Source organism: Halobaculum sp. D14 (assembly GCF_051195135.1).
Classification (GTDB): Archaea; Halobacteriota; Halobacteria; order Halobacteriales; family Haloferacaceae; genus JBNTKA01.
Genome location: NZ_JBNTKA010000001.1, coordinates 503,950 through 528,651 on the forward strand (window position 1 = coordinate 503,950; position 24,702 = coordinate 528,651).

20 protein-coding genes and 1 tRNA gene are annotated in these 24,702 nt (G+C 70.3%); 12 read left to right on the forward strand and 9 right to left on the reverse strand.

Annotated features, from left to right (window positions below; genetic code table 11):
• Positions 1-48: 48 nt before the first annotated feature.
• From trpD to ACQUST_RS02575, 6 genes are all read left to right on the forward strand, one after another.
• Positions 49-1,050: an anthranilate phosphoribosyltransferase gene (gene trpD, locus ACQUST_RS02550; RefSeq protein WP_435124538.1), complete on the forward strand. Its 1,002-nt coding sequence runs from the start codon at positions 49-51 to the stop codon at positions 1,048-1,050.
• A complete protein-coding gene (locus ACQUST_RS02555) occupies positions 1,047-1,706 on the forward strand; it encodes a phosphoribosylanthranilate isomerase (RefSeq protein ID WP_435124541.1) in 660 nt (219 codons plus the stop codon). Before trpD ends, ACQUST_RS02555 begins: the two co-directional genes overlap by 4 nt.
• Complete coding sequence (gene trpE / locus ACQUST_RS02560) at positions 1,703-3,403, forward strand: anthranilate synthase component I (protein ID WP_435124543.1); 1,701 nt, start codon at positions 1,703-1,705, stop codon at positions 3,401-3,403. The genes ACQUST_RS02555 and trpE overlap by 4 nt, the downstream gene beginning before the upstream one ends.
• Positions 3,400-3,996: an anthranilate synthase component II gene (gene trpG, locus ACQUST_RS02565; protein WP_435124546.1), complete on the forward strand. Its 597-nt coding sequence runs from the start codon at positions 3,400-3,402 to the stop codon at positions 3,994-3,996. Before trpE ends, trpG begins: the two co-directional genes overlap by 4 nt.
• 293 nt (positions 3,997-4,289) lie before the next feature.
• A complete protein-coding gene (locus tag ACQUST_RS02570; protein ID WP_435124549.1) occupies positions 4,290-5,417 on the forward strand; it encodes an ATP-binding cassette domain-containing protein in 1,128 nt (375 codons plus the stop codon).
• Entirely contained in the window at positions 5,414-6,301 is an 888-nt protein-coding gene (locus tag ACQUST_RS02575; RefSeq protein WP_435124552.1) for an ABC transporter permease, read from the forward strand. The genes ACQUST_RS02570 and ACQUST_RS02575 overlap by 4 nt, the downstream gene beginning before the upstream one ends.
• A gap of 190 nt (positions 6,302-6,491) precedes the next feature.
• Here ACQUST_RS02575 and ACQUST_RS02580 read toward each other — a convergent pair whose 3' ends face one another.
• Both ACQUST_RS02580 and ACQUST_RS02585 read right to left on the reverse strand, forming a co-directional pair.
• Positions 6,492-7,046, reverse strand: coding sequence for a peptidylprolyl isomerase (locus tag ACQUST_RS02580; RefSeq protein WP_435124555.1), 555 nt, complete (start codon positions 7,044-7,046; stop codon positions 6,492-6,494).
• A gap of 77 nt (positions 7,047-7,123) precedes the next feature.
• On the reverse strand, positions 7,124-9,703 hold the full coding sequence (locus ACQUST_RS02585; protein WP_435124558.1) for a PAS domain S-box protein: 2,580 nt from the start codon (positions 9,701-9,703) through the stop codon (positions 7,124-7,126).
• A 114-nt stretch (positions 9,704-9,817) separates the two neighbouring features.
• On the opposite strand from ACQUST_RS02585, the gene ACQUST_RS02590 reads away from it, so the two are divergent.
• Positions 9,818-10,132 carry a hypothetical protein gene (locus ACQUST_RS02590; protein WP_435124561.1) on the forward strand — a complete coding sequence of 105 codons (315 nt, stop codon included), beginning with the start codon at positions 9,818-9,820 and terminating at the stop codon, positions 10,130-10,132.
• A gap of 5 nt (positions 10,133-10,137) precedes the next feature.
• Here ACQUST_RS02590 and ACQUST_RS02595 read toward each other — a convergent pair whose 3' ends face one another.
• The 3 genes from ACQUST_RS02595 to ACQUST_RS02605 form a co-directional block, all read right to left on the reverse strand.
• Entirely contained in the window at positions 10,138-11,025 is an 888-nt protein-coding gene (locus ACQUST_RS02595; protein WP_435124564.1) for a hypothetical protein, read from the reverse strand.
• Between the two features lie 77 nt (positions 11,026-11,102).
• Positions 11,103-11,693 carry a dTMP kinase gene (gene tmk, locus ACQUST_RS02600; protein WP_435124566.1) on the reverse strand — a complete coding sequence of 197 codons (591 nt, stop codon included), beginning with the start codon at positions 11,691-11,693 and terminating at the stop codon, positions 11,103-11,105.
• A 45-nt stretch (positions 11,694-11,738) separates the two neighbouring features.
• Positions 11,739-11,978 (reverse strand): hypothetical protein, encoded by a 240-nt coding sequence (locus ACQUST_RS02605; protein ID WP_435124569.1) that lies wholly within the window; start codon positions 11,976-11,978, stop codon positions 11,739-11,741.
• Positions 11,979-12,409: 431 nt separating this feature from the next.
• Here ACQUST_RS02605 and ACQUST_RS02610 point away from each other — a divergent pair, with 431 nt between their 5' ends.
• Positions 12,410-16,702, forward strand: coding sequence for an LAGLIDADG family homing endonuclease (locus tag ACQUST_RS02610; RefSeq protein ID WP_435124571.1), 4,293 nt, complete (start codon positions 12,410-12,412; stop codon positions 16,700-16,702).
• A gap of 168 nt (positions 16,703-16,870) precedes the next feature.
• Positions 16,871-18,637, forward strand: a complete 1,767-nt coding sequence (gene ilvD, locus ACQUST_RS02615) for a dihydroxy-acid dehydratase (RefSeq protein ID WP_435124574.1) — start codon at positions 16,871-16,873, stop codon at positions 18,635-18,637.
• Between the two features lie 42 nt (positions 18,638-18,679).
• Here ilvD and ACQUST_RS02620 read toward each other — a convergent pair whose 3' ends face one another.
• Positions 18,680-18,895: a hypothetical protein gene (locus ACQUST_RS02620; RefSeq protein WP_435124576.1), complete on the reverse strand. Its 216-nt coding sequence runs from the start codon at positions 18,893-18,895 to the stop codon at positions 18,680-18,682.
• A gap of 217 nt (positions 18,896-19,112) precedes the next feature.
• Between ACQUST_RS02620 and ACQUST_RS02625 the strand changes: the two genes are divergently transcribed.
• On the forward strand, positions 19,113-20,021 hold the full coding sequence (locus ACQUST_RS02625; RefSeq protein ID WP_435124579.1) for a hypothetical protein: 909 nt from the start codon (positions 19,113-19,115) through the stop codon (positions 20,019-20,021).
• Positions 20,022-20,228: 207 nt separating this feature from the next.
• Positions 20,229-20,696, forward strand: a complete 468-nt coding sequence (locus ACQUST_RS02630) for a type IV pilin (RefSeq protein WP_435124581.1) — start codon at positions 20,229-20,231, stop codon at positions 20,694-20,696.
• A gap of 237 nt (positions 20,697-20,933) precedes the next feature.
• On the opposite strand, the gene ACQUST_RS02635 is transcribed toward ACQUST_RS02630, so the two are convergent.
• Together ACQUST_RS02635 and ACQUST_RS02640 are read right to left on the reverse strand one after the other, a co-directional pair.
• A complete protein-coding gene (locus tag ACQUST_RS02635) occupies positions 20,934-21,107 on the reverse strand; it encodes a hypothetical protein (RefSeq protein WP_435124584.1) in 174 nt (57 codons plus the stop codon).
• A 215-nt stretch (positions 21,108-21,322) separates the two neighbouring features.
• Positions 21,323-21,393: transfer RNA gene (locus ACQUST_RS02640), tRNA-Pro, on the reverse strand.
• Positions 21,394-21,587: 194 nt separating this feature from the next.
• Between ACQUST_RS02640 and ACQUST_RS02645 the strand changes: the two genes are divergently transcribed.
• Entirely contained in the window at positions 21,588-23,468 is a 1,881-nt protein-coding gene (locus tag ACQUST_RS02645; protein ID WP_435124586.1) for a mechanosensitive ion channel domain-containing protein, read from the forward strand.
• A gap of 94 nt (positions 23,469-23,562) precedes the next feature.
• Here ACQUST_RS02645 and ACQUST_RS02650 read toward each other — a convergent pair whose 3' ends face one another.
• Positions 23,563-24,699, reverse strand: a complete 1,137-nt coding sequence (locus ACQUST_RS02650; protein WP_435124589.1) for a succinylglutamate desuccinylase/aspartoacylase family protein — start codon at positions 24,697-24,699, stop codon at positions 23,563-23,565.
• Positions 24,700-24,702 lie beyond the last annotated feature (3 nt).

Sequence of the window (24,702 nt, forward strand, 5' to 3'; positions counted from 1 at the left end):
AACACACTTGTACATCGTACGACGAACTCGTCTACCAGTGTTCCACTCATGACGATACAAGACTACATCCGGCGGGTGACGGACGGCGAGGACCTGAGCGTCGCGGAGGCGCGGGAGGCGTCGACGCTCGTCTTCGAGGACGCGACCGAGGCACAGATCGGCGCGCTGCTCGCGGCGCTCCGCGCGAAAGGCGAAACCGAGGCCGAAATCGCGGGGTTCGCCCAGGGGATGCGCGAGGCGGCCCGCACCATCGACCCGGACCGCGACCCGCTCGTCGACACCTGCGGCACCGGCGGCGACGACTACAACACCATCAACGTCTCCACGACGTCCGCCATCGTCGCGGCCGGCGCCGGCGTCACGGTCGCGAAACACGGCAACTACTCCGTCTCTTCCTCGTCCGGGAGCGCGGACGTCCTCGAGGTCGCCGGCGTCGAGGTCGACGCCGAACCGCCGGCGGTCGAGGCGGCCATCGAGCGCGACGGCATCGGCTTCATGCTCGCGCCGGTGTTCCACCCCGCGATGAAGGCCGTCATCGGCCCGCGGAAGGAACTCGGGATGCGGACGCTGTTCAACGTCCTCGGGCCGCTGACGAACCCGGCGGGCGCCGACGCGCAGGTGCTCGGCGTCTACGACCCCGACCTCGTCCCGGTCATCGCCGAGGCGCTCACGCACATGCCGGTCGAGCACGCGCTCGTAGTCCACGGCGACGGCGCCGACGAAATCGCGCTGCACGGCCCGACCACGGCCGCGGAGGTCGACGGCGACGACGTCACCGAGTTCACGCTCACCCCCGACGACCTCGGGCTGGAGCAGGCGCCCGTCTCGGCCATCGCCGGCGGGACGCCCGAGGAGAACGCCGAGGACCTCGAAGGCATCGTCCGCGGCGACGTCACCGGGCCGAAACGCGACGTCATCCTCGCGAACGCCGGCGCCGCCGTCTACGTCGCCGGCGAGGCCGACAGCATCGCCGAGGGCGTCGAGCGCGCCGCCGCCGCCATCGACGACGGCGACGCCGCCGAGACGTTCGACGCGATGCGGGAGGCATGACGCGCGTCAAGATCTGCGGCGTCACGAACCAGACCGACCTCCGCGCGGTCGCCGACGCCGGCGCCGACGCGGTCGGCGTCATCGCGGACGTCCCGGTCGACTCGCCGCGGGAGGTGTCGCTGTCGAACGCCGCGACCCTGACCGCCGCGGCGCCGCCGTTCCTGACGACGACGCTCGTGACGATGCCGGACTCCGTCGGGGAGGCCGTCGACGCCGTCCGGCTCGTCACGCCCGACGTGGTGCAGATTCACGGCGACGTCGACGAGACCGACATCGGCTACCTGCGCGCCGAGACGGACACGAAGGTCGTCCCGGTGGTCGACGCCGACGACCCCGACCGGGCGCACGAACTCGACGAGGCCGCCGACGCCATCCTCGTCGACTCCACCGACGAATCCGGTGCCGGCGGCACCGGCGAGACGCACGACTGGGCGGCGACCGCTGACCTCGCGCGCGACCTCGTCTCGCCGGTCGTGCTCGCCGGCGGCCTCACCCCGGAGAACGTCGCGAGCGCCGCGGAGGCCGTCGAGCCGTTCGCCGTCGACGTCGCCACCGGCGTCGAGCGCGACGGCGGCGTGAAAGACCACACCGCTGTCGCCCGGTTCGTCCGGAACGCCGGCCGGTCGCTCGGCGAGGCCGAGGAGGTGTACGAGTGACGCCGTCATTGCGCCCCGACCGCGAGGAGTTCGTCGCGCTCGTCGACGACGCCGACGGCGCCGCGGTCGCCCACCTCACCGCCGACCTCGACGTCGACGTCGCGCCGCTCACCGCCTACGCCGCGCTCGCCGACCGCTCGACGCACTCGTTCCTGCTGGAGAGCGCCGAGAAAGTCGCCTCCAGCGACCCCGCCGGCGCCTTCTCGGCGTCCACGGACGGCGGCCGCGACGCCGGCGACGCCGACACCGGCGCGGACCGCCACGCCCGGTTCTCGTTCGTCGGCTACGACCCCGAGGCGGTCGTGACCGTCCACCCGGACCGCACCGAGGTCGAACGGCTCGGCCCCGCCGCAGACTACGTCGACGTCGCGGACGGCGACGTGGTCGACCGCGTACGCGCCGCGCTCCCGGACGTCGAGCGCGTCGGCTTCCCGGACGCCGACCGGCAGTTCCTCGACGGCGGCCTCGTCGGCTTCCTCGCGTACGACGCCGTCTACGACCTCTGGCTGGAGGAGGTCGGCGTCGACCGGCCCGACCCGGTGGTGCCCGACGCCGAGTTCGTCCTCACCACGAAGACCGTCGCGTTCGACGACCGGGAGGGGACGGTGACGCTGGTGTGTACGCCGGTCGTCGCGCCGGACGCCGACGCCGGCGCCGTCTACGACGAACTCGCCGCGGAGGCCGCAGACGTCGCGGGGACGCTCGCGTCGGCGTCGCCGCCCGACCCGGACGGCATCCGGCGGACCGCCGAGACCGCCGGCCCGCAACCGGAGTACGAGGCGGCGGTCCGGGAGGCGAAGTCGCACGTCCTCGACGGCGACATCTACCAGGGCGTGATTTCGCGGACCCGGACCGTCGAGGGCGACGTGGACGACCTCGCGCTGTACGAGTCGCTGCGCGACGTCAACCCCTCGCCGTACATGTATCTGCTGCGGCACGGCGACCGGTCGGTCGTCGGCGCGTCGCCGGAGACGCTGGTGTCGGTGCAGGGCGACCGGGTCGTCTCGAACCCCATCGCCGGCACCTGCCCGCGCGGCGCGTCGCCGGTCGAGGACCGCCGGCTCGCCGGCGAGATGCTGGCCGACGGGAAGGAGCGCGCCGAGCACACGATGCTGGTCGACCTCGCGCGCAACGACGTCCGCCGCGTCTCCGAGGCCGGCTCCGTCCGCGTCGAGGAGTTCATGAACGTCCTGAAGTACAGCCACGTCCAGCACATCGAGTCCACGGTGACCGGGACGCTCGCCGCGGACGCCGACGCCTTCGACGCGACGCGCGCGACGTTCCCCGCCGGGACGCTCACCGGCGCGCCGAAGGTCCGCGCCATGGAGATAATCGACGACTTGGAACGGTCGCCGCGCGGCGTCTACGGCGGCGGCGTCGGCTACTACTCGTGGAGCGGCGACGCCGACTTCGCCATCGTCATCCGGACCGCGACGGTCGACCACGGCGTCGACGTCGCGGCCGGCGGAGACGCCGCCGGCGACGACGCGGCCCGCGAGGACGCGGCCGTCAGCGACGAACTCACGGTGCAGGCCGGCGCCGGCATCGTCGCGGACTCGGACCCGGCGAGCGAGTACGCCGAGACCGAACAGAAGATGGGTGGCGTGCTCGACGCGGTCGACCGCGTCGCCGTCGACGCGGAGTCGCTCGCCGGCGACGCCGCGACCGACGGCGGCGACCCGGAGGTGGACGGATGAACGTCACCGTCGTCGACAACTACGACTCGTTCACCTACAACCTCGTCGAGTACGTCTCCGACCTCCGGCTCGACGACGGCGCGCCGACCGTCTCGGTGCTGAAGAACGCGGCGTCGCTCGACGACGTCGCCGCGACCGACCCGGACGCAATCCTCGTCAGCCCCGGCCCCGGCCACCCGCGGAACGACCGCGACGTCGGCGTCACGATGCCGGTGTTGCGCGAACTCTCGCCGGACGTCCCGACGCTCGGCGTCTGCCTCGGACTGGAGGCCGCCGTCTACGAGTACGGCGGCGACGTCGGCCACGCACCCGAGCCGATTCACGGGAAGGCGTACCCGGTCGAACACGACGGCCGCGGCGTCTACACCGGCCTGGAGCAGGGGTTTCAGGCCGGCCGGTACCACTCGCTCGTCGCCACCGCGGTGCCGGACTGCTTCGACGTGACCGCGACCACCGACCACGACGGCACCGAACTCGTGATGGGCGTCCGCCACCGCGAGCACCCGATCGAGGCCGTCCAGTTCCACCCCGAGTCCGTGCTGACCGCCTTCGGCCACGACGTCATCCGGAACTTCCTCGTCGAGTGCGTCTGAGCCGCGGCCGTCGCCCGCCGCCCGCCCGGTTCTTCCGCTGTTCTCTTCGCCACCAGTAACTGCGGTTCCTTCTGCCGTCGTCGCTGCTGCGGTCATCGTCTCTCTGGTCGCTGCAGTCGCGGTCTCATCGGCGTCGTCGCGGTCGCGGTCGCGGTCGCCTCCGGGACCGTCGTCCCGGTCGCCGCCGCGGTACCGGGATCGACGGTGGACGCGTCGGTGGATAATCGCCGGACGGCGTGCTGATTGAACGTTCATTCAAAAGGTTTAGGTGTCCGAGTGTCGTTCCGGCGACCGTGAACGCAATCGACGCACAGCACCTCGAACTGACGTACTCCGACGGGACGGAGGCCGTCACGGACGTCTCGTTCGACATCCCGGAGGGCGAGTTCTTCGGGTTTCTCGGTGCGAACGGCGCCGGGAAGACGACGACCATCAAGATGCTGACGACGCTGTTGAAGCCGACGAGCGGCAGCGTCGCCGTCAACGGCTTCGACGTGGAGTCGGAGCCGCGGAAGGTCCGCGAATCCATCGGCTACATGGCCCAGGAGACCAGCATCGACCCCGAACTCACGGCGCGCGAGAACGTCCAGTACGCCTGCGGCGCCTACGGCGTCCCCCGCAGCGAACGCGGCGACCGCATCGACGACCTGCTCGCGCTCGTCGACCTCGCGGACGTCGCCGACAAGCAGGCGAAGGACTTCTCCGGCGGCATGAAAAAGCGGCTCGACGTCGCGACCGCGCTCGTCCACGAGCCCCCGATCGTGTTCCTCGACGAGCCGACCACCGGGCTCGACCCGAAGGCCCGGAACCGGCTGTGGGACTACTTCGAGCGCATCAACGACCGCGGCACCACCATCTTCCTCACGACCCAGTACCTCGAGGAGGCCGACCAGCTCTGTGAACGCATCGCCGTCATCAGGGACGGCGAAATCGCCGTCACCGGCTCGCCGGCCGAACTCAAGTCCCGCGTCGGCGGCGACGTGCTCGAAGTCGAACTCGACGACCCGACCGACGAGCACGTCGAACGCGCCCGCGACATCGCCGTCGACTCGCGGCTCGTCGACGCCCCCGGGGCCGTCGAACCGACCGACACCGGCGTCCTCGTCACGTCCTCGGAGGCGCGGCGACACGGCACCGACCTGCTCGTCGCGCTCCGGGACGCCGGCCTCACCATCGTCGGCTTCAACGTCCGAAGCCCGACGCTGGACGACGTGTTCCTCGCGGTGACCGGCGAGGAGTACGACGCCGACCCGGACGCCGACGCGGACGACGCGGATTCGGACGCCGGCGGCACCTCCGACCGCGACGCGGCCCGGGACGCGGCCACTGACGGCGCCGCCGACACCGCTGACGCCGGTACCGCCGGCACCGATACCGCTGACGCCGACCGCGACGCAGCGGAGACGGAGGTGTCCCGATGAGCGCCGAACGCGGGCGGAAGTCGGCGGGGAACGGGTTCCTGACGGACACCTGGGTGAACCTCCGCCGGTGGATTCTCAAGACCGTCCGGAACCCGTTCGTGATGACGTTCTCGCTGCTGAACCCCGTCATGTTCCTCGTGCTGTTCACCGAGGTGTTCGGGCAGATCACGGGCGGCGCCATCGGGCAGAGCCTCGGCGCGGACGTCAGCTACGTCACCTACCTCGTCCCCGCCATCGCGATTCAGGTGTCGCTCATCGCCGCCACCACCTCCGGCATCGGCCTCGTCGAGGACATCGAGTCCGGGATGTTCGAGAAGGCGCTCGTCTCGCCGATGCACCGCGGCGCCGTCTTCCTCGGCAAGTCGCTCTCGGAGGTGCTCCGCATCGTCGTCCAGATCTGCATCATCCTGACGTTCGGCTACGTGCTGCTGTGGTTCGACACCGGCGGCAACCCCGGCGAGTACGTCGCCACCGGCCTCCTCGGCGGCGTCGGCATCGTCCTCGTCGGCATCCTGTTCGCCGTCTGGTTCACGGCGTTCTCGAACATCATGGCGCTCGTCACGCGCGACCAGGAGTCCACGATGATTTCGGTGAACATCCTCCAGTTCCCGCTGCTGTTCCTCTCCAGCGCGTTCCTGCCGCTGGAGATTCTCCCCGGCTGGGTGCAGACCGTCGCCGCGCTCAACCCCATCACGTACGGCGTCGACGCCGCCCGCGCCCTGATGTTCGGGCAGGACGTCATGACCGTCATCGACGTCACGGCGTTCGGCGGCGTCTGGAACACGCTCGTCCCCGCGGTCGCCGTCCTCGGCGCGCTCGACCTCGCGCTCGGCGGCGTCGCCGTCTACTTCATGGCCCGCGCCACCAGCGCCGAGGCGCGCTGACCGCGGCGCGGCGCGCGATTCGTTCCGCGTCGAGGCGTCCCGGCGCCGCCGCTGGCTTCGCTGCGGGTCCGAAGAACAGCGCCGAGTCGCGGCCGTGCTCGCCGCCGGCCGTCCGCCGTCGGGTCGCCGGGTCGCCGAGTGGCCGAGTCGCTGCTGAGTCGCCGAGTCGACGTCGGCGTCGCGTCCTTGGTTACCGGTCGACGTCGACGGATTCGAGGACGACCTCGTCGCGGGGCTCGTCGTTGCGGCCCGTCGGGACGGAGCCGATTTCCTCGACGACGTCCATGCCGTCGACGACCTTCCCGAACACCGCGTGGCGGTCGTCGAGGTGCGGCTGGGCGCCGAGCGTGATGAAGAACTGCGAGCCGTTCGTGTCCGGGCCGGAGTTCGCCATGCTGAGTACGCCGGCGTCGTCGTGGCGGAGTTCGTCGTGGAACTCGTCGTCGAACTCGTAGCCGGGGCCGCCGCGGCCGGTGCCGGTCGGGTCGCCGCCCTGAATCATGAAGTCGCTGATGATGCGGTGGAACTCGACGTCGCTGTACAGCGGGTCGATGCGCTTCTCGCCGGAGTCGGGGTCCTCCCAGGCGCCGGTCCCGGGCGCGACCTCCGTGTTCTCGTAGTCGTCGGCGCCCTCCGCGAGGCCGATGAAGTTCTCGACGGTGCGGGGCGCGCGGTCGGCGTACAGCTCCACGGTGATGTCGCCGTGGTTCGTGTGCAGCGTCGCCGTCGGCAGGTCGTCACTCATGGCTCCGTCTCGGCGGCCGACGCGGAAAAGTCGTTCCGTCCGCGTCGCCGCCGCCGCCCCGCCGCCTCGAACGCCGCTCAGGCCGACTCGGCCCCGGATTCGGGTGCGGAGCCGGCGGTGGACTCGCCGGCCGCGTCGGGGTCGCCGTCGCCGTCCGGGTCCGCATCCGCGTCCGCGTCGGGGCTGCCGCCGGCGGCCGAGCCGTCTTCCGACTCCCTCGTCGGCTCCTCGTCGGCGCGCCGGAGCGTCACGGTCACGACGGTGCCGCGCGGGTCGTTGTCGGCGATGTCGACGTCGCCGCCGTACGCCTCCAGCAGCTCCTTCACGAGGTAGAGGCCGAAGCCGCTGCCGGGGCTCTGCAGCCCCTTCACGCCCTTCTCGACGACCTCGCGTTTCTCGTCGTCCGGGATGCCGGGGCCGTTGTCGCCGACGTGGACCCGGACCGTCTCCGGGTCGACGTCGACGGAGACGTCGATTTCGGCGACGTCGGCGTCGTTGTGGACGACGGCGTTCGTCAGGACGTTCTCGAACACCTCGCCGAGCAGGTCGTCCGCCAGCACCGCGACGTCCGGCGGCTCGTCGAACGACACGTCGACGTCGTCGTAGCCGGTCCGGGTCTTTTCGACCTCTGACGCGAGCACGTCGCGGAGGCCGACCGCTTCGAGTTCGCGCTCGTCGCCCTCCACGACGGTCTCGACGAACGACCGCATCGTCTCGATGAGGTCCGCCATGTCGTCGACGCGCTGTGTCACGGTGTCGAGGTGCTCCTCGTAGTCGTCGTCGACGTGGCCGCCGAGGATGTCGGCGCGGGCGTTCACGACGTTCAGCCCGTTCAGGAGGTTGTGCCGCAGGATGCGGTTCATGAACTCGAGCTGTTCGCGCTGCTCGGTGAGCGCCTGTTCGCGTTCGCGCCGCTCGGTCATGTCGCGCGTGATCTTCGTGTAGCCGACGAGGTCGCCGTCGTCGTCGTACCGCGCGGTCAGGTCGACGTTCGCCCAGAACCGCGAGCCGTCCTTCCGGACCCGCCACCCCTCGTCTTCGGCGTGGCCGTTCTCGGCGGCCGTCCCCAGCAGCGTCTCCGCGCGGCCCTGTTCGCGGTACTCGGGCGGGTAGAACGTCGACAGGTGCTCGCCGAGCACCTCCTCCTCGTCGTAGCCCTTGAGGCGGCGCGCGCCCTCGTTCCAGCTCGTGACGCGGCCGTCCTCGTCGAGCGTGAAGATGGCGTACTCCGTGACGGCCTCGACGACGGACGTGTAGACGCTGCGCTGCTCGCGCAGCTCCGCCTCCCGCTGCTGTTCGCGCTGCCGGCGCTCCAGCTCGTAGCCGAGCCAGCTCGCCATCAGATCCACCATCGTCAGCTCCCAGTTCTCGAAGTCGCGGCGCTCGCCGGGCGCGATGAAGCAGACGGTGCCGTACAGCTCGCCGCTGACCGTCACGGGCGCGCCGAGGTACGACTCGATGTCGCCGCCGTCGTGTTCGGAGAGTTTCGCCGGCGCGTCGAACCGCATCGCGCCGTCGGAGGCGACCGTCTCGGCGCAGTGCGTCTCCGCGAGCGGCAACACGGCGTCCTCGTCGACGTCGCCGCCGGCGCGCACCACCTCGAACCGGAAGTCGTCGCCGTCGACGGTCGCGAACGCCGACACCTCGGTGTCGAGCAGCCGCTCGCCGATTTCGAGCAGCTCCCTGACCTTCCAGTCGAACTCGCGGTCCTTCGCGGAGATGACGTCGTACAGCTCCCGCAGCATCGACTCGCGGCGCTCCAGCTCCCGTTCCCGCCGCTTCTGGTCGGTGATGTCGACGTAGCGCTCCACGCGGCCGCCGGCGTACAGCCCGGTCTCGATGGGTTTGCTCCAGTGTTCGAACCACTTGGCGTCCGACGGCGCGTCCGCGAGGTCGACGCCGCCGTCGGCGACCGCGTCGCCGGCGGCGTCGCCGCGGACGCCGGGATCCATCCGGAACTCGAACTCGCAGACCTCGTCCTCGTCGTAGGCGTCCCGCAGCAGACGCCCGAAGTCGCCGTCGCCCGGAACCGTGAACAGGTCGGCGCGCTCGCCGAGCAGGTCCAGCCGGTCGCGGCCGACGACGGCGTCGCGGTCAAGCCCGAAGTACTCCTCGATGGCGGCGTTCGCCCAGACGACGCGGCCGTCGTCGCCGACGATGAGCTGGGCGACCTCCTGGGAGTCGAGGACGTCCTCGATGAGCGACCGGTAGCGCTGCTCGCTCTCGGCGAGCTCCTCGCGGCGCTGCTGCTCGCGGCTGTGGTAGACGCCGACGCCGAACGTCGCCAGCGACCCGACGACGACGGCGTCCATCGCGATGATGACCGGCTTCAGGTCGTGCTGGGCGAAGTACTGGACGCCGAGAATCCAGCCGAACACGAGGCCGACCGCGGCGGCGCCGGCGACCGTCCAGCGGACGACGCTGCGCTTCCGGTCGTCGCTCCACGGCTGCCGGGCCAGCCAGACGCCGGCCGCGGCGATACAGAGCGCGAGCAGTATCAGCACGCTGTTCTCGACGACGGTGGAGTGCAGCGACTTCTGCGGCGGCACGTAGGCGTCCTCGTACATGTCGTACAGCGGGACGCCGAGCAGCGCCACGCCGAGGGCGCTCACGACCCACGGACCGAACAGCCGACTGACGCGCCCCCGAACTGTCATGCGGCGAGACACAGGAGAGAGCCCAATCAAGGTTTTCGCCGTTCCCGCCGCACGGCCACCGCCTCCGCCGCGCTACCCGACAACGTGAAAGGCGCCGCGGCCCGACCGTCCGGTATGGCGTCGCTCCTCGCGTTCGGGCTGCTCGCGGTCGCCGTCGCGGTTCACACGCTGGTCGCCGCGGTGCTCGCACGGTTCTTCCGCATCCGGCTGAACACCCGGTGGGGCTGGGTGGCGTACTCGTTCATGATTACGCCGCTGGTACTCGTGTTCCTGACGATGGTCTCCGGGATGGTGATTCCGCCGGTGTTCACGAGCGCGCCGCTGCTGCTCGCCGTCATGGTCGGCGTCCCGCTCGCGCTCGGGTTCACCATCGACGTGCTGTACGTGCCGCCGCCGGAGGAGTACGAACTCCCCGAATCCGCGGACTGAGCGGTTCAGTCGGCGGTCACGTTCTGCGAGCCGTTCGCCGCCGCAGCCACGGCGTCGGCCACCCACGCCGGCCGGTCGACCGTCGTCGTCCCGACGCCGGTCACGCGGAACCGCGCCGTCGACGTCGCCCGAACCCCGCCGTAGACCGCGTCGTAGCGGAGGCGGTACGACCGGACGACGCCGTCGGCCGTGACGAACGCGGCCAGCGAGACGTTCGAGACGCCGCTCGGGTAGCCGTCCGCCGCCCACGCGTCGGTCGCGCGGAGCACGAACAGCCGTTCGCCGCCGCGGGTGGTCGTCCCGGCGTACTCGAGCGTCAGCGGCGCCAGCGTCGCGCGGAGCAGGTCCGCGCCGGTGCCGTCGACGCCGCTCCACGCCGGCCGGCCGTCCACGGTGCCGTACCGCACGGCGCCGCCGCTGCCGTCCTCGCCGGGCGGGCCGCGCTCGCCGAAGACGCGGCGCGTGGCGGTCCACGTCCCGTTCGTCCACACCGAGGCGTTCCACGACGGCACGGCGACCGCGTTCGGGTTCGCGCCGCCGGTCCGCAGTTCGTACAGCAGCGCGTCGCCGTCGCGGCGCCGCGTCTCCGTCACCGTCGCCAGCGCGGTGCCGTTGGCCGCCACCACCGTCCGGCGGTACCGCACCGTGACGCTCCGGCCGTCGAGCGCGTCCTCGTGGGCGTTCGTCACCACCCAGACGCTGACGTTCCCGCGGCCGACGCCCGGCGGCGGCCCCGGCGTCGGCGTCGCCGTCGCGGTCGGCGTCTCCCGCAGCGCCGGATTCACGGTTCGGGCGTCGTCGCCGGAACCGCCCGGGCCGCCGACGGCGCCGCACCCCGCCGTGACGACGAGGACCGCGACGGCGACCGCGGCCGCGATGCCACTCTGAGACATGGCTGTGTGTCGGTCGTCATCGGTGATAAACGTCCGTTCGCCGCGTCGCCGCGGGCGGCGGAACTCGGGTATGCGGGTCAGTCGGCGTCGACGAGGCGGGCGACGGCGTCCTCGACGGCGTCGAGCACCTCCTCGGGTGAGCGTGTCGCGTCGATGCGGACGAACCGCTCCGGCTCGGCGTCGACGAGCCGCTCGTAGTTCGATTCGACCTGCGCGAGGAACGCGGCGTGTTCGAACTTGTTGGTCGCGCCGGCGCGCGCCGCCGCGGTCTCCGGGTCGACCTCGAAGAACAGCGTCGCGTCCGGTTCGCGCGTGAACGCCTGGTGGATGCCGCGGACGTACTCGAGCGGCCGCTGGAGGTCGGTCCCCGACAGCGACGCGGCCTGGTAGGCGTACCGCGAGTCCGTGTAGCGGTCCGAAATCACGAGTTCGTCGTCCGCCAGCGCCGGCCGGACGACCCGCGAGAGGTGGTCGGCGTGGTCGGCGGTGTACAGGAACAGCTCGGCGAGCGGGTCGGAGTCGTCCTCGTTCAGCGACCGGTTCACGGCGTCGCCGTACCACGAATCGGTCGGCTCGCGGGTGAAGACGGCGTCCGGGTAGACGTCGTGGAGCGCCTCCCACGCCGTCGTCTTCCCGCTGCCGTCGAGGCCTTCGAGCGTGATGAGCATGCTATGGCGGTTTCGCGCGGACGGTTTACCGCTTGCGAGTCCCGCTCACAGCAGGTAGGTCGTGACGAGCAGGAACGCGCCGACGACGAGGGCGGCGACGAGCGCGAGCTTCCAGGCGACCTTCATGACGATGCGGCCGACCAGAAGCACCGCGAGGAAGGCGACGAGCGCGAGGAACACCTTCCCGAGCGTCGTGTTGAGCGGTTCGGGAAGCTGGAGGAGCGCGGCGGCGAGCGGAGCGGCGAGCGAAGCGACGGTCGGTGCGGCGAGCGCGGATGCGGTCATACCCCGGCGTTCTCACCCCCGCCACATACCGCTTGTCCCCGACCAGCCGCGTCGAGCCGGGCCGCCGACTCCGGGGCTGACGGTTTGGTACGACGTTCGGAACCGCGTACTATACACGAGTCTGTTCAGCGGTCGCGTCGTGCGGTTTCGCGCGTAATCCGGGGACGGCGACACTTTCGCTCCGCTCTGCACACTCTTATGGTGGCTCGTCCGTTAGCCTCTGTGTGTACCACACGGGGCATCTTCGCCCCAGCGTCGCTCAGCGAGCCGCCGGACAAGCTCGCTTGAACTAACACAACTCCACCCGGACCCGCACTGCTTATGCGTGTGCATCCGGAAGGAGAATTCCGTCCGAAACTCACCATGGAACACCACTACATCACCACGGAATCCGGTCAGCTCAGGGGCTGTACCGGGGAGGTATCTCACGAATGAGCCGCGCGGACCTCGGCGCCGACGAACTCGAACTGCCGATCAAGCGGACCGAAGGAGACACGCTACAGGAGCGGCTCACCGGCAACGCCTACGACAACATTCTGCCGGCGCGCTACCTCCGCAAGGACGCCGACGGCAACCTCACCGAGACCCAAGAGGAGCTGTTCGAACGCGTCGCGAAGAACGTCGCGCTCGCCGAAGCCGTCTACGAGGCCGACAACCAGGGCGTCGAAATCGAGGTCACGCCCGACCAGCTCAAGCCCGACCACCCGCGGCGGGACGAGCTCGCCGAAGAGGTGTTCGGCGCCGGCGTCACCCCGGAGGACGACGCCGAAACCACGCTCTCCGTCTACAACGTCAACAAGTTCGCGTACGACACCGTCGTCCCCGAACTGCCGACGGACGTCCGCGAGCACGTCGCCGACGTCGCCGACGAGTTCCAGGAGCTGATGGAGCGGCTGTCGTTCATGCCGAACTCGCCGACGCTGATGAACGCCGGCGACGAACTCCAGCAGCTCTCCGCCTGCTTCGTCGACTCGCCCGACGACGACATCGACGACATCCACCAGACCGCCAAGGAGGCCGCGCAGGTGTTCCAGTCCGGCGGCGGCATGGGCTACGCGTTCTGGAAGCTCCGGCCGTACGGCGACGCCGTCGGCTCCACCGGCGGCATCGCGTCCGGCCCCATCACGTTCATGCGGACGTTCGACCAGATGTGCGAAACCATCGCGCAGGGCGGCGCGCGACGCGGCGCCCAGATGGGCGTGATGCGCGTCAGCCACCCCGACGTCATCCAGTTCCTCCACGCGAAGAACAAGGACGTCTCGCTGGCGAACACGCTGCGGCTGAACGACCCCGACGACTATACCCACACCAGCTTCCAGGAGGCGCTCGAGGAGGCGCGCGAGCTCATCGACGAGGACGGCCGCGTCCCGAAGCACCTCCGGAACGCCGTCGAGGGCCACCTGTCGAACTTTAACATCTCCGTCGGCGTCACCGACGACTTCATGGAGGCGCTCCAGAACGACGAGGAGTTCACGTTCACGAACCCGCGCACCGAGGAGCCGCACGTCGCGACGCCGGAGACGAAGGAGCTGTACGACATGTTCGGGCTCGGCGAACACGTCGAGGTCGGCGAGGTGCTGTCGGTGCCCGCCGCCGAACTGTGGGAGCAGATCGTCGAGGGCGCCCACGAGAACGGCGAACCGGGCGTCATCTACCTCGAACGGGTGAACAAGCTCCACAGCTTCGACGTCGACGAGCACCCGGACCACCGCATCCTCGCGACGAACCCGTGTGTCACCGGAGAGACGCTCATCAGTACGGAGAACGGGCTCGTCCCGGCCGAGGAACTGTACGAGCAGGGCGTCGCCCGCGACGTGGTCGTCGACGGTCGCCTCAGCGAGGAGACGGTCAAGGAGGCGAGCAGCGTCTACAAGACGGGCGAGAAGGACGTGTTCGAGCTGACGACCGAGGAGGGGTACGAACTCCGCCTCACCGCCGATCACCGCGTAATGACGGACGAAGGCTGGGTTGCGGCCGGTGAACTCGATTCGGGCGACACCGTCCATATCCAGAACCGGAAGGGCGCATTCGGTCAGCACGGCTCTGCGGCGGAGGGTCGCGTTCTCGGGTGGCTCGTCGGCGACGGTCACCTCAAGCACGGCGAGGAGCGAGCGGTCCTCAACTTCTACGACGGGGACAGCGAGCTCTCCGAGTCGTTCGCTGCGGACGTGAACGACGTGGTTCGCGAGCCGACTGGGAACGCCGACTACGGGGTCGGTGTTTCTGACATTGCCCGCGGCGACGACTACCGCGGCGCACAGGCGATCGAACAGCGAGTCCGGTCGACCCGGCTGTACGAGTACGCCGAGGAGGCGGGGCTCACGGAAGAGAAGCTTCGGATTCCCGATGCGGTGATGCGCGGAAGCGAGGAGATGGCCCGTGCGTTCCTGCGTGCGCTGTTCACTGCTGACGGCGGCGTGCAGGGAACACAAGAGAAGGGTAACTCGGTCCGCCTCACGAGCACGAGCACGAGTCTCCTGAAGGAGGCACAGCAGCTCCTGTTGAACTTCGGGATCGCGAGCAAGATCTACGAGGAGCGCCACGAGGCGGGCGAGCAGGAGATGCCCGACGGGACCGGCGACACCGCGATGTACGAGCGTCAAGCCGACCACGACCTCGTCGTCGCCAAGGACAACCTCGTTCGGTTCCGCGAGGAGATCGGCTTCCTGCTCGACTCGAAGAACGAGGCACTCGACGAGCGCCTTGACGACTACGACCGCGGACCGTACGCCGAGCGCTTCGAGGCGACCGTCGAGTCGGTCGAGTCCGACGGGCACGAACCGGTGTACGATCTGACCGAACCGGAAACGCACTCGTTCGTCGCAAACGGCCTCGTGGTTCACAACTGCGGCGAACAGCCGCTCGAGGAGTACGAGGCGTGTAACCTCGGCCACATCAACCTCTCCACGCTCGCCGACCTCGACGCGCCCGACTGGCGCGTCTGGAGCGACGAGCACGCCGACGAGTACGACTCGACGGAGGCCGCAGTCGAGGCGTTCCTCGACGACGCGATGGACTGGGACGAGTTCGACTACCGCGTCGAGATGGGGACGCGGTTCCTGGAGAACGTCGTCACGATGTCGGACTTCCCGGTCCCCGAAATCGAGCAGAAGGTGCGGGACATGCGGAAGATCGGGCTCGGCGTCATGGGGCTGGCGCAGCTGTACATCCAGCTCGGCGTCCGCTACGGCAGCGACGTCGGCAACGAGATCGCAGAGCAGCTCATGACCCACATCAACCACGAGTCGAAGTGGGCGAGCCACGAACTCGCCGAGGAGCGCGGCTCGTTCAACGACTGGGCGGACTCGAAGTACGCCGACCCGACGGAGTACCGCGACTGGTTCGAGCAGTACGTCGGCCTCGACGCCGACGAGTGGGCGGACGGCTTCTCCATCCGGAACCACAACACGACGACCATCGCGCCGACCGGGACGACGTCGATGGTCGGCAACACCACCGGCGGCTGCGAGCCCATCTACAACGTCGCCTACTACAAGAACGTCTCCGACGACGTGCAGGGAGACGAGATGCTCGTCGAGTTCGACGACTACTTCCTCCGCACGCTGGAGGCGAACGACATCGACGTCGACGCCGTCAAGGAGGAAGCCCAACAGCAGATGGCGAACAACGAGTTCGACGGCGTCGACGGGCTGGAGACGGTGCCGGACGCGATCGGCGAACTGTTCGTCGTCACCGGCGACCTCGACGCGAAGGACCACGCCGGCGTCCAGGTCGCCTGTCAGGCCGGCGTCGACTCCGCCATCTCGAAGACGGTGAACGCGCCGAACGACTCCACCGTCGAGGACGCGCAGGAGGTCTTCGAGTACATCTACGAGCACGGCGGGAAGGGCGTCACGTACTACCGCGACGGCACCCGGTCGAAGCAGGTGCTGACGACCCGCGCGGACAACGCCGAGTTCGCTGACGAGAGCGAGGCCGCAGAAACCATCGTCGAGCAGATTTCGGAGGTGTTCGGCGGCATCGAGGCGTTCCTCGACAACGACGACGTCCGCGCCGCCGTCGACGCCGAAATCGACGAGCTGCTCGAAGCGGCCGACCAGAAGACCGTCAACATCGACTACACCGAAAAGCGGCCGCGGCCGGACTCGCTGCACGGCATCACGCAGCTCATCGAGACCGGCTACGGCAAGATGTACGTCACCATCAACGAGGACCCGCAGACCGGCGAGCCGTTCGAGCTGTTCGCGAACATCGGCCACTCCGGCGGCTTCACGAACAGCTTCACGGAGTCGCTCGCGAAGGTCATCTCGACGGCGCTGCGCTCCGGCGTTGACCCGCGGGAGATCGTGGACGAACTGCAGGGCACCCGGTCGCCGAAGATCGCGTGGGACAAGGGCGAGCAGATCCAGTCCATCCCGGACGCCATCGGCACCGCGATGCGCCGCTACCTCGACGGCGACGTCGAGAAGGGCTACCCCGAACAGCAGAACCTCGACGACGTGTCGGTCGCCGCCGACAGCCACGAGGCCGACGGCGGCGCGGCGGTCGACGTCGACGCGGCGGACGTCGACACCGACGCCGGCCCCGAACCCGCGGCCGGCGGCCCCGAGGCCGCAGGCGGCGGCGCGGCCCAGGAGTCCGACGCCGTCGACGAACTCATCGCGAACGGCGAATCCCCCGAGTGCCCCGACTGCGGCAGCATGACGCTGTACTACTCCGAAGGCTGCAAGACCTGCGAGTCCTGCGGCTGGTCGGAGTGCTGAGCGGCGCTCGCTGACCGCGCTCCCCGGTCCGGTTTCTCTTGCGGTTTCGCGGCTCGCGTTTCCGTTCGAGCCGCGGCGCCGCGTCGTCGCCGCGGCGCGGCTTTCGAATCGACAGCAAGAACTGTCCGCGGGCGACGGTTTATCAGCGCGCGCACCGACCCTCCGACTATGAGCGAGCAGCAGCGTCGCGGCCGAGGCGGTGAGCACGAGGAGTTCGCGGGCGAGAAGTCCGAGGAGCTCCGGAGTCACGAGGTCACGTCGGGCGCCGAGCGCGCGCCGCACCGCGCGATGTTCCGGGCGATGGGCTACGACGACGCGGACCTGTCGTCGCCGATGATCGGCATCCCGAACCCGGCGGCGGACATCACGCCGTGTAACGTCCACCTCGACGACGTCGCGGACGCGGCCCGCGACGGCATCGAGGACGCCGGCGGCATGCCCATCGAGTTCGGCACCGTCACCATCTCCGACGCCATCTCGATGGGGACCGAGGGGATGAAAGCCAGCCTCATCAGCCGCGAGGTCATCGCGGACTCCGTCGAACTCGTCTCGTTCGGCGAACGCATGGACGCGCTGGTGACGGTCGCCGGCTGCGACAAGAACCTCCCGGGGATGCTGATGGCCGCCATCCGCACCGACCTGCCGTCCGTGTTCCTCTACGGCGGCTCCATCATGCCCGGCGAACACGAGGGGCGCGACGTCACGGTCCAGAACGTCTTCGAGGGCGTCGGCACCTACGCCGAAGGCGACATGTCCGCCGAGGAACTCGACTCGCTGGAGCGGAACGCCTGCCCCGGCGCCGGCTCCTGCGGCGGCATGTTCACCGCGAACACGATGGCGTCCATCGCGGAGGCGCTCGGCATGGCGCCGCTCGGCTCCGCGTCGCCGCCCGCGGAGTCCGAAGAGCGGTACGACGTCGCGCGGCACGCCGGCGAACTCGCGCTGGAGTGCGTCCGCGAGGACCGCCGGCCGTCTGACATCCTGACGAAGGAGTCGTTCGAGAACGCCATCGCGGTCCAGGTCGCGATGGGCGGGTCGACGAACGCCGTCCTCCATCTGCTCGCGCTCGCCGCCGAAGCCGACGTCGACCTCGACATCGAGGAGTTCGACGAGATCTCCCGCCGCACCCCGAAGATCGCGAACATGCAGCCCGGCGGCACCCGCGTCATGCTCGACCTCCACGAGGTCGGCGGCGTCCCGGTCGTGATGCGCCGCCTGCTGGAGGGCGGCTACCTCCACGGCGACGCCATGACCGTCACGGGCCGCACCGTCGCCGAGGAGATCGAACACCTCGAAGACGCCGCCATCATCCCCGAGGACGACCTCATCGACGCGGACTTCGTCTACACCGTCGACGAGCCGTACCAGGAGGAGGGCGCCATCAAGGTCCTGACGGGGAACCTCGCGCCAGACGGCGCCGTCCTGAAAGTCACCGGCGACGACGCCTTCCGCCACGAGGGCCCGGCGCGCGTCTTCGAGAACGAGGAGGACGCCATGGAGTACGTCCAGTCCGGCGGCATCGAGTCGGGCGACGTCATCGTCATCCGGAACGAGGGCCCGCGCGGCGGCCCCGGGATGCGCGAGATGCTCGGCGTCACCGCCGCCGTCGTCGGCGCCGGCCACGAGGACGACGTCGCGCTGCTCACCGACGGCCGCTTCTCCGGCGCCACCCGCGGCCCGATGGTCGGACACGTCGCCCCGGAGTCCGCCGACGGCGGCCCCATCGCGCTCGTCGAAGACGGCGACCGAATCACCGTCGACATCCCGGACCGCGAGCTCTCCGTCGACCTGACGGACGACGAGCTCGCGCGCCGGGCCGACGACTGGGAGCCGAACGACCCGCCGTACACCGGCGGCGTCCTCGCGAAGTACGCCCGCGACTTCGGCTCCGCCGCCAACGGCGCCGTCACGAACCCGAAAGCGAAAGAGGACTGAGCCGAGACGACCCGCTCCGGCTCGTCGCTGCGGCGGGCGACGTCACTCCGTTTTCTCGACGGCGAGCCGCTCGATGCGTTCCTGTCTCCGCGCGATGTCGCCGTACTGCTCCGCCACGTCCGTCGCGCCGTTTTCGGCCTCGTACTCCTCCAGCCGCGCCGCCGCGCTGTGCAGCGCCGCCGCCGCCGACGCGACCGCCTCCAGGTCGTCCTCGTCGAGCTGGTCGAGAACCGTCTCGTAGTACGCCTCGTCGTCCATATCTCACCGTCCCGGGTGAGCGGCTTCAATCTGTTCGCCGACCAAAACCACTCGGAGCCGGTTCGACTCGACCCACTCGGAGCCGGCACGACTCGACCCATCCGGGCTGCCGGCCAGATTCGATTCGACACGACTCGGCGGCTGCTGTGCTCGCCGACGTTTCAGACCGCTGGACTGTCACCGCGGCTTATCCGGCGTCCGCTCGAAGCACCCGCCCATGACGGACCAGCCCGATTCGGCGGCGTGGCGCCGCGTCGACACGCCCGTCGACGAGACGCTGTACGACGCCGCTGACGCCGGCGGCACCCCGGTCGCGGTCGGCGGCGGCGGCACCGCGCTCCGCCGCGCGGACGGCGACTGGCACGCGGTCCTCGAAGACGGCGTCGCCGCGAACGGCTACGCGCTCTGCGCCGCGGACGCGACGGACGCCGGCGACCGCGTCTGGGTCGCAGGCGAATCCGGCGCGTTCGGGACGTACGAACTCGGCGGCGCGCGGACCCACGACTACTCCGCGCCCGGCGGCAACACGACGACGTTCGTCGCGGTCGCCGCGGTCGGTGACGCCGGCTCGGAAACCGTGTTCGTCGGCGACGACGACGGCGCCGTCACGGTCATCACGCCCGGCGGCGGCTCGCCGACGGTCGACCGCACGACGCGTCCGCCGAACGGCGACGAAATTGTCGGCATCGGCGCCCGCGGCGACGACGCGGTCGTCGTGACCGGCGACGGCTTCCTCTGCCGCACCGCGGACGGCCGCGACTGGTCGACCACCGACCTCGGCACAGCGCTCGAAACTACCGTCGCCGCCGGCGCCGCAGCGGCCGACCGAACGGTCGCCGTCTCCCACGAAGGCGACGGCTGCGTCGTCACGGCCGCCGGCGACGTCCTCCTGGACAGCCTCGCCGGCACCGACGTCAGCGACGTCGCCACCGACGGCGCCGAGGTCGTCACGGTCGGCGGCTCCGGCGGCGTCTACCGCCGCACCCTCGACGGCTACGTCGTCGCCGACACCGCCACGGACGCGACGCTCCACGGCGTCGCCCTCTCCGACCCCGCGGTCGCCGTCGGCTCGTCCGGGACGGTGCTGGAGGCGACGAACGCGGTCCCGCTCGCGTCGGACAACTGACGCGAACCGCTCGAACTAATCCTCGACGGCTGACAGTACGCGGGCGGCCTGACACCCGACGCTCACACGGACCGGTTTTACGGCTCCTCGGCGACCCGTGAACCCACCGGAGTCTCCGAGGTGCCACCCGAAGAACTATCAGCGAGGAGCTAACTCTTCGGCCTCGGCAACTGCTTTTTTCACTACGCCGTCGGTGCCCGTGACCGTATGGAACTCAAGCGGCTCATCTCGGACGACCGCGCGGTGTCGCCGGTCATCGGGGTCATCCTGATGGTGGCGATCACCGTCATCCTCGCGGCCGTCATCGGGACGTTCGTGCTCGGGCTCGGCCAGAACCTGCAGACGAGTCCGCCACAGGCATCGTTCGGCTTCGACTACACAGACGCGACGGGGACCACAAATTCCAACACGGACTATCTCGTTACCGCTACTCACCAGGGAGGGGCGACACTGAACTCGGACAACTCGAAGAACGTCCAGTTGAGCTCATCCGCGGGCACAGTCAACTTCAGCCTGCCCGTTTCAGCAGGCGACTCGGTTACTCTAAACGGGAGTAATACTGGGACAGCCGACGACGAAATCGCTGTTCCGTCCGACACCGACGTCCGCGTGATCTGGACGTCCTCCACCGGACAGACGTCTCAGACGCTCGCGAAAGGTCAGACGCCGTCGTAAGCGCCAGCTGACCCGTTCTTTTCGGGAACCGGTACCGCCGTCCGAAGCAAGACTCGTCACCGCCTAGCGGCAGGTATCGAGTCCGTGATGTGACTACGTGAGGTTGACACCGCCCGGCGAGAGTTCGGTTGGCGATTCGGCACGTCGTTTCGACGGATGCAAATCCCGCGGTCACCGATTTCCTGCTCCGCGCCCCTCAGCCACAGCCCCTGGGTTCTCCCGTCCCCGCTGTCGGTACTACTCGGTAGAGTCGTACACGTACAGATACAGCAGCCCGACGGCGCCGAGGAGCCCAAGCCCGAGCACACCTGACTGCGGAACCAGCTGCCCGTAGATGAACACCCCGATCGCGACGACCACAACCAGGAGAAATTCCACGAACAGCAAATGCGTGCGTAACTCGGGCTCCATCAGTAGATTCGTGAAGGCCACCGGTGCATGAATGTAACCATCTGCTCGTCGACGCCGAGAGAGAACCAGGCTTCTGCATCGGAGACGCCGGTCATGAGAACCGACCGTCCATCTGGAGTTCGGCACGTAACCGGGTCAGGCGGATGGCTCTGGTTAGGTGTGGTTCACGGAAACGCTGGGAGAACGCCGTATGTGAGGCTCGAGAAAGTTAGAAGTGGGACCGCCGAGATTCGAACTCAGGTCCTACCGACCCCATCGGCAGAGGATACCACTACCCTACGGTCCCGCAGGTAGAGGGAGGCGAGGGCGTCGGTTAAGCGCTTCGTTTCGGGGGAGGGAGAGCCGTCGGGTGCCGTCGTCGTCCGTGGCGGTCCGGAGGTGGTCTTCGTGGCCGGGGTGGATTCGGTCGGTGCGGGGCTGATTCCGGGTTGGGGGGACGATAGATCCGGCGTTTAGTGGCGGCCGGGCGTCGGTTCGGCCATGAACGCGCTGCTGCCGTGGGGGGTGCTGCTGCCGTCGGTGCCGGTCGACGCGGTGGTGCAGGCGGTCGTCGGGTTCGTCGTCGGTGCGTCTGCGGTGTACCTCGTCGGGAACTTCCTGATTGAGCCGGCCGCCGACTGGGTGTTGCGGCGGCGGGAGGCGCTCGGCGACCCGGCTGTGCGGAAGCTGGCGCAGAAAGTGGTGGGCGTCGGGGTGTACGTCGCGGCGCTGTGGGCCGGGCTGACGCTCGCCGGGCTGGACGACGTCGTCAGCGCGACCGCGACCGTCGGTGCGGCGGGGACGATTGCGGCCGGCTACGCCGCGAAGGACGTCATCGGGAACTTCGTGAGCGGCCTGTTCATGATTTCGGACCCGCAGTTCGAGGTCGGCGACTGGGTGGCGTGGGGGGAGTACGCCGGCGTCGTCGAGTCGGTGTCGCTCCGGACGACGCGGGTGCGGACGTTCGAGAACCGCACCATCACGGTGCCGAACTCGGACCTGGCGAACGCGGCGGTGACGAACCACTCGAACAACGACTACGTGAAGGAGACGTTCAGCGTCGGCGTCGGCTACGGCGAGGACATCGGCGCCGCGTCGGACGTGATTCTGGAGGAGGCGGCTCGGCTGGAGACGGTCCGTGAGACGCCGTCGCCGTCCGTGTTCACGGCGGAACTCGGGGCGTCGGCGGTCGTGTTGCGGGCGGCGGTCTGGATTCAGCCGCCGGAGCACGCCGCGGTCGTCCAGACCCGGTCGGCGCTCGCACACGCCGTCAAAGAGCGGTTCCAGAAGCGCGGCATCACGATGCCGGTGCCGCACCGGCGGCTCGTCGGGAACCTCGACGTGACTCGCGTCGACGGCGACGACGCGGATTCGCCGTCGCACGTCGACACCGTGACGCGGCCGGAGCTCTCAGTGTCCACGGACGAGTCGGCCGGTGCGGAGCGGACGCGGGAGACGACCGCCGATGGCCCGGTGGAGGAGTTGACGGACGCTGCGGCGCTCGAGGCCATCAGCTCCGACATCGACGCGGCGCTGCCCGAGGAACTTCCGGAGGAACTGCCGACCGGCGGGGAGTCGTCGCCGCAGTCGGACGCGCCGGACCCGCCCGACCGGACGCGTCGGCTGGGCGTCGTCGACCGCGCGAAGCGGTTCCTGTTCGGGGCGTCGGCGGCGCGGAGCCCGCAGTCTGACGCCCCCGACCAGCCGGACGAATCCGACATCGCCCGCGGCCGCGGCGTGTTCGCGTCGGTCGCTGCGGCGCTCACGCCGCCGTTCGGGCGCCCCGCGACGCGGTCGGGCGACCCGTCGGACCAGCCGGACCCCGAAGACGCGGCTCGGCCGGGGCGCTCGGAGTCCGCCGTCGACGAACTCACCGACGGCGACGCGGACCTGGTCGAAGGGGTCGGGAGCGACGAGGAGACGCCGCCGGGGTACGACGCGCCGGACGCTCCCGACGAACCGGACGCGGACAGCAGCGCCGCCGAACCGAAACCGGAGGGCGCGGTCGACGAACTCACTGACGGCGACGACGACCTCGTGGACGGAGTCGGCCCGAACGAGGACGAGCAGCCGCCGGGCTACGACGCGCCGGACGCGTCAGACCCGCCCGATTCGGGCGCCGACTCAGACGCCGGGAGCGCCGGCCGTTCGGGCGGCGCCGACCGCGACCGCGACGACGACGGCCTCGATTTCCTCGACGGCGACGATGACGGTTCGACCCGGGACGCGCGCACGGGCGGCGGTTCGGCGTCGAACGCGGACGGCGCCGAGAGCGGCAGCGACCCGCCGGATAGCCCGGACGCGCCCGACAAATCGGACGCGCCTGACCCGGACGAAGACGACGCCGACGGCGACGCCGCTGCTGGTGACGGCGACGTGTGAAGCACCGCAGACGTCGGCGGCGACGCAGAACCTCGGTTCTGGCCGTTCGGATTCGCCGTTTCAGCGGCCGCCGCCGGAGTTGTCTCCTGCCGTGTCAGGCTCGGCCGTCGTCGCCGCCGCCGTTTCCGTCGTCTCCGCCGTCGGGGTCGCGCGGCACGACGAGCGGCCCGTCGTCGCGGACCGCCATGCTCGCCACCGCCTCGCCTTCGTAGGCTGCGAGCCCTTCGGCGTGCGCGACGACGTAGCCGTCGCGGTCGGATTCGACTTCGGCGAGCGGCGCGCCGTGCGGCGACACCACGTCGGCGACGACGTCGCCGGCGGACACCTCGTCGCCGGGTTCGACGCGGTGCCGAACCAGCCCCGCGGTGTCGGTGCGCGGCCCGACGAACCGACGCACCGGGTAGTCGACCGGGGCGTCCGGGACGCCGTCGCCCGGTTCGCCGACGTCGGCCGGCGGCGCGTCGAGCAGCCCGAACTCGACGGCGACCCCGAAGACACCGGCGACGCCGGCCGCGCGGGCGTCCTCCTCGACGACGCTGTGCCCGCCGAGCTCCGCGGTGAACGCCGGGACGCCGGCGGTGTTCAGCGCCGCGCCGGCGAGCGACCGCTGCAGCGACTCCTCGACGTACTCCTCGGCGGGGTACTCCCGGAGCGCCGGCAGCCCGAATGCCGACACCAGCCGGCCGAGTTCCTCCGAGAGCGCCTCGGCCTCCGCTTCGGTGCGCTCGTCGCCGTACAGCACCCGGTCGCGGATGCTGAACGGGACGGAGCCGACCTGCGCCGTGTGGCAGTCCACGAGCAGGTCCGCGGTCTCCGCGAACGCCTCGTACAGCCGGCTGTCGATTCGCTCCTGCGTCTCCGGCGGCCGCGTCGACTCGCGCTCCACGTCCGGGAAGTACCGGTTCGGGTCGTGGTCGCCGTAGTACGACGTCCGCTCGTTCCGCCGGAGCCCCGCCGGGTTCACCGTCGGCACCACGACCACGGCGCCGGCGAGTTCGGCCGCCAGCCCCCGCGCCTCGACGGCGACGTCCTGCGCGACCGCGACGCCGGTCGCTTCGTCGCCGTGCACGCCGCCGGTCACCCACAGCGTCGGCCCGTCCGCCGCGCCGTTGACGACCACCACCGGGAGGCGCTCGGCGCGCCCCGTCGGGTGGTCCGCCGCCACCAGCCAGCCGTCGGCCGATTCGCCCGGTGCAGCCGCCGTAGACCCGACTTCGAGCGTCTCGTCCATACC

Excerpts from the sequence above, each read along its gene's own strand:
- trpD (WP_435124538.1), top strand. The coding sequence starts at position 49 with ATGACGATACAAGACTACATCCGGCGGGTGACGGACGGCGAGGACCTG.
- ACQUST_RS02555 (WP_435124541.1), top strand. The coding sequence starts at position 1,047 with ATGACGCGCGTCAAGATCTGCGGCGTCACGAACCAGACCGACCTCCGC.
- trpG (WP_435124546.1), top strand. The coding sequence starts at position 3,400 with ATGAACGTCACCGTCGTCGACAACTACGACTCGTTCACCTACAACCTC.
- ACQUST_RS02575 (WP_435124552.1), top strand. The coding sequence starts at position 5,414 with ATGAGCGCCGAACGCGGGCGGAAGTCGGCGGGGAACGGGTTCCTGACG.
- ACQUST_RS02580 (WP_435124555.1), bottom strand. The coding sequence starts at position 7,046 with ATGAGTGACGACCTGCCGACGGCGACGCTGCACACGAACCACGGCGAC.
- ACQUST_RS02585 (WP_435124558.1), bottom strand. The coding sequence starts at position 9,703 with ATGACAGTTCGGGGGCGCGTCAGTCGGCTGTTCGGTCCGTGGGTCGTG.
- ACQUST_RS02590 (WP_435124561.1), top strand. The coding sequence starts at position 9,818 with ATGGCGTCGCTCCTCGCGTTCGGGCTGCTCGCGGTCGCCGTCGCGGTT.
- ACQUST_RS02595 (WP_435124564.1), bottom strand. The coding sequence starts at position 11,025 with ATGTCTCAGAGTGGCATCGCGGCCGCGGTCGCCGTCGCGGTCCTCGTC.
- tmk (WP_435124566.1), bottom strand. The coding sequence starts at position 11,693 with ATGCTCATCACGCTCGAAGGCCTCGACGGCAGCGGGAAGACGACGGCG.
- ACQUST_RS02605 (WP_435124569.1), bottom strand. The coding sequence starts at position 11,978 with ATGACCGCATCCGCGCTCGCCGCACCGACCGTCGCTTCGCTCGCCGCT.
- ACQUST_RS02610 (WP_435124571.1), top strand. The coding sequence starts at position 12,410 with ATGAGCCGCGCGGACCTCGGCGCCGACGAACTCGAACTGCCGATCAAG.
- ilvD (WP_435124574.1), top strand. The coding sequence starts at position 16,871 with ATGAGCGAGCAGCAGCGTCGCGGCCGAGGCGGTGAGCACGAGGAGTTC.
- ACQUST_RS02620 (WP_435124576.1), bottom strand. The coding sequence starts at position 18,895 with ATGGACGACGAGGCGTACTACGAGACGGTTCTCGACCAGCTCGACGAG.
- ACQUST_RS02625 (WP_435124579.1), top strand. The coding sequence starts at position 19,113 with ATGACGGACCAGCCCGATTCGGCGGCGTGGCGCCGCGTCGACACGCCC.
- ACQUST_RS02630 (WP_435124581.1), top strand. The coding sequence starts at position 20,229 with ATGGAACTCAAGCGGCTCATCTCGGACGACCGCGCGGTGTCGCCGGTC.
- ACQUST_RS02635 (WP_435124584.1), bottom strand. The coding sequence starts at position 21,107 with ATGGAGCCCGAGTTACGCACGCATTTGCTGTTCGTGGAATTTCTCCTG.
- ACQUST_RS02645 (WP_435124586.1), top strand. The coding sequence starts at position 21,588 with ATGAACGCGCTGCTGCCGTGGGGGGTGCTGCTGCCGTCGGTGCCGGTC.
- ACQUST_RS02650 (WP_435124589.1), bottom strand. The coding sequence starts at position 24,699 with ATGGACGAGACGCTCGAAGTCGGGTCTACGGCGGCTGCACCGGGCGAA.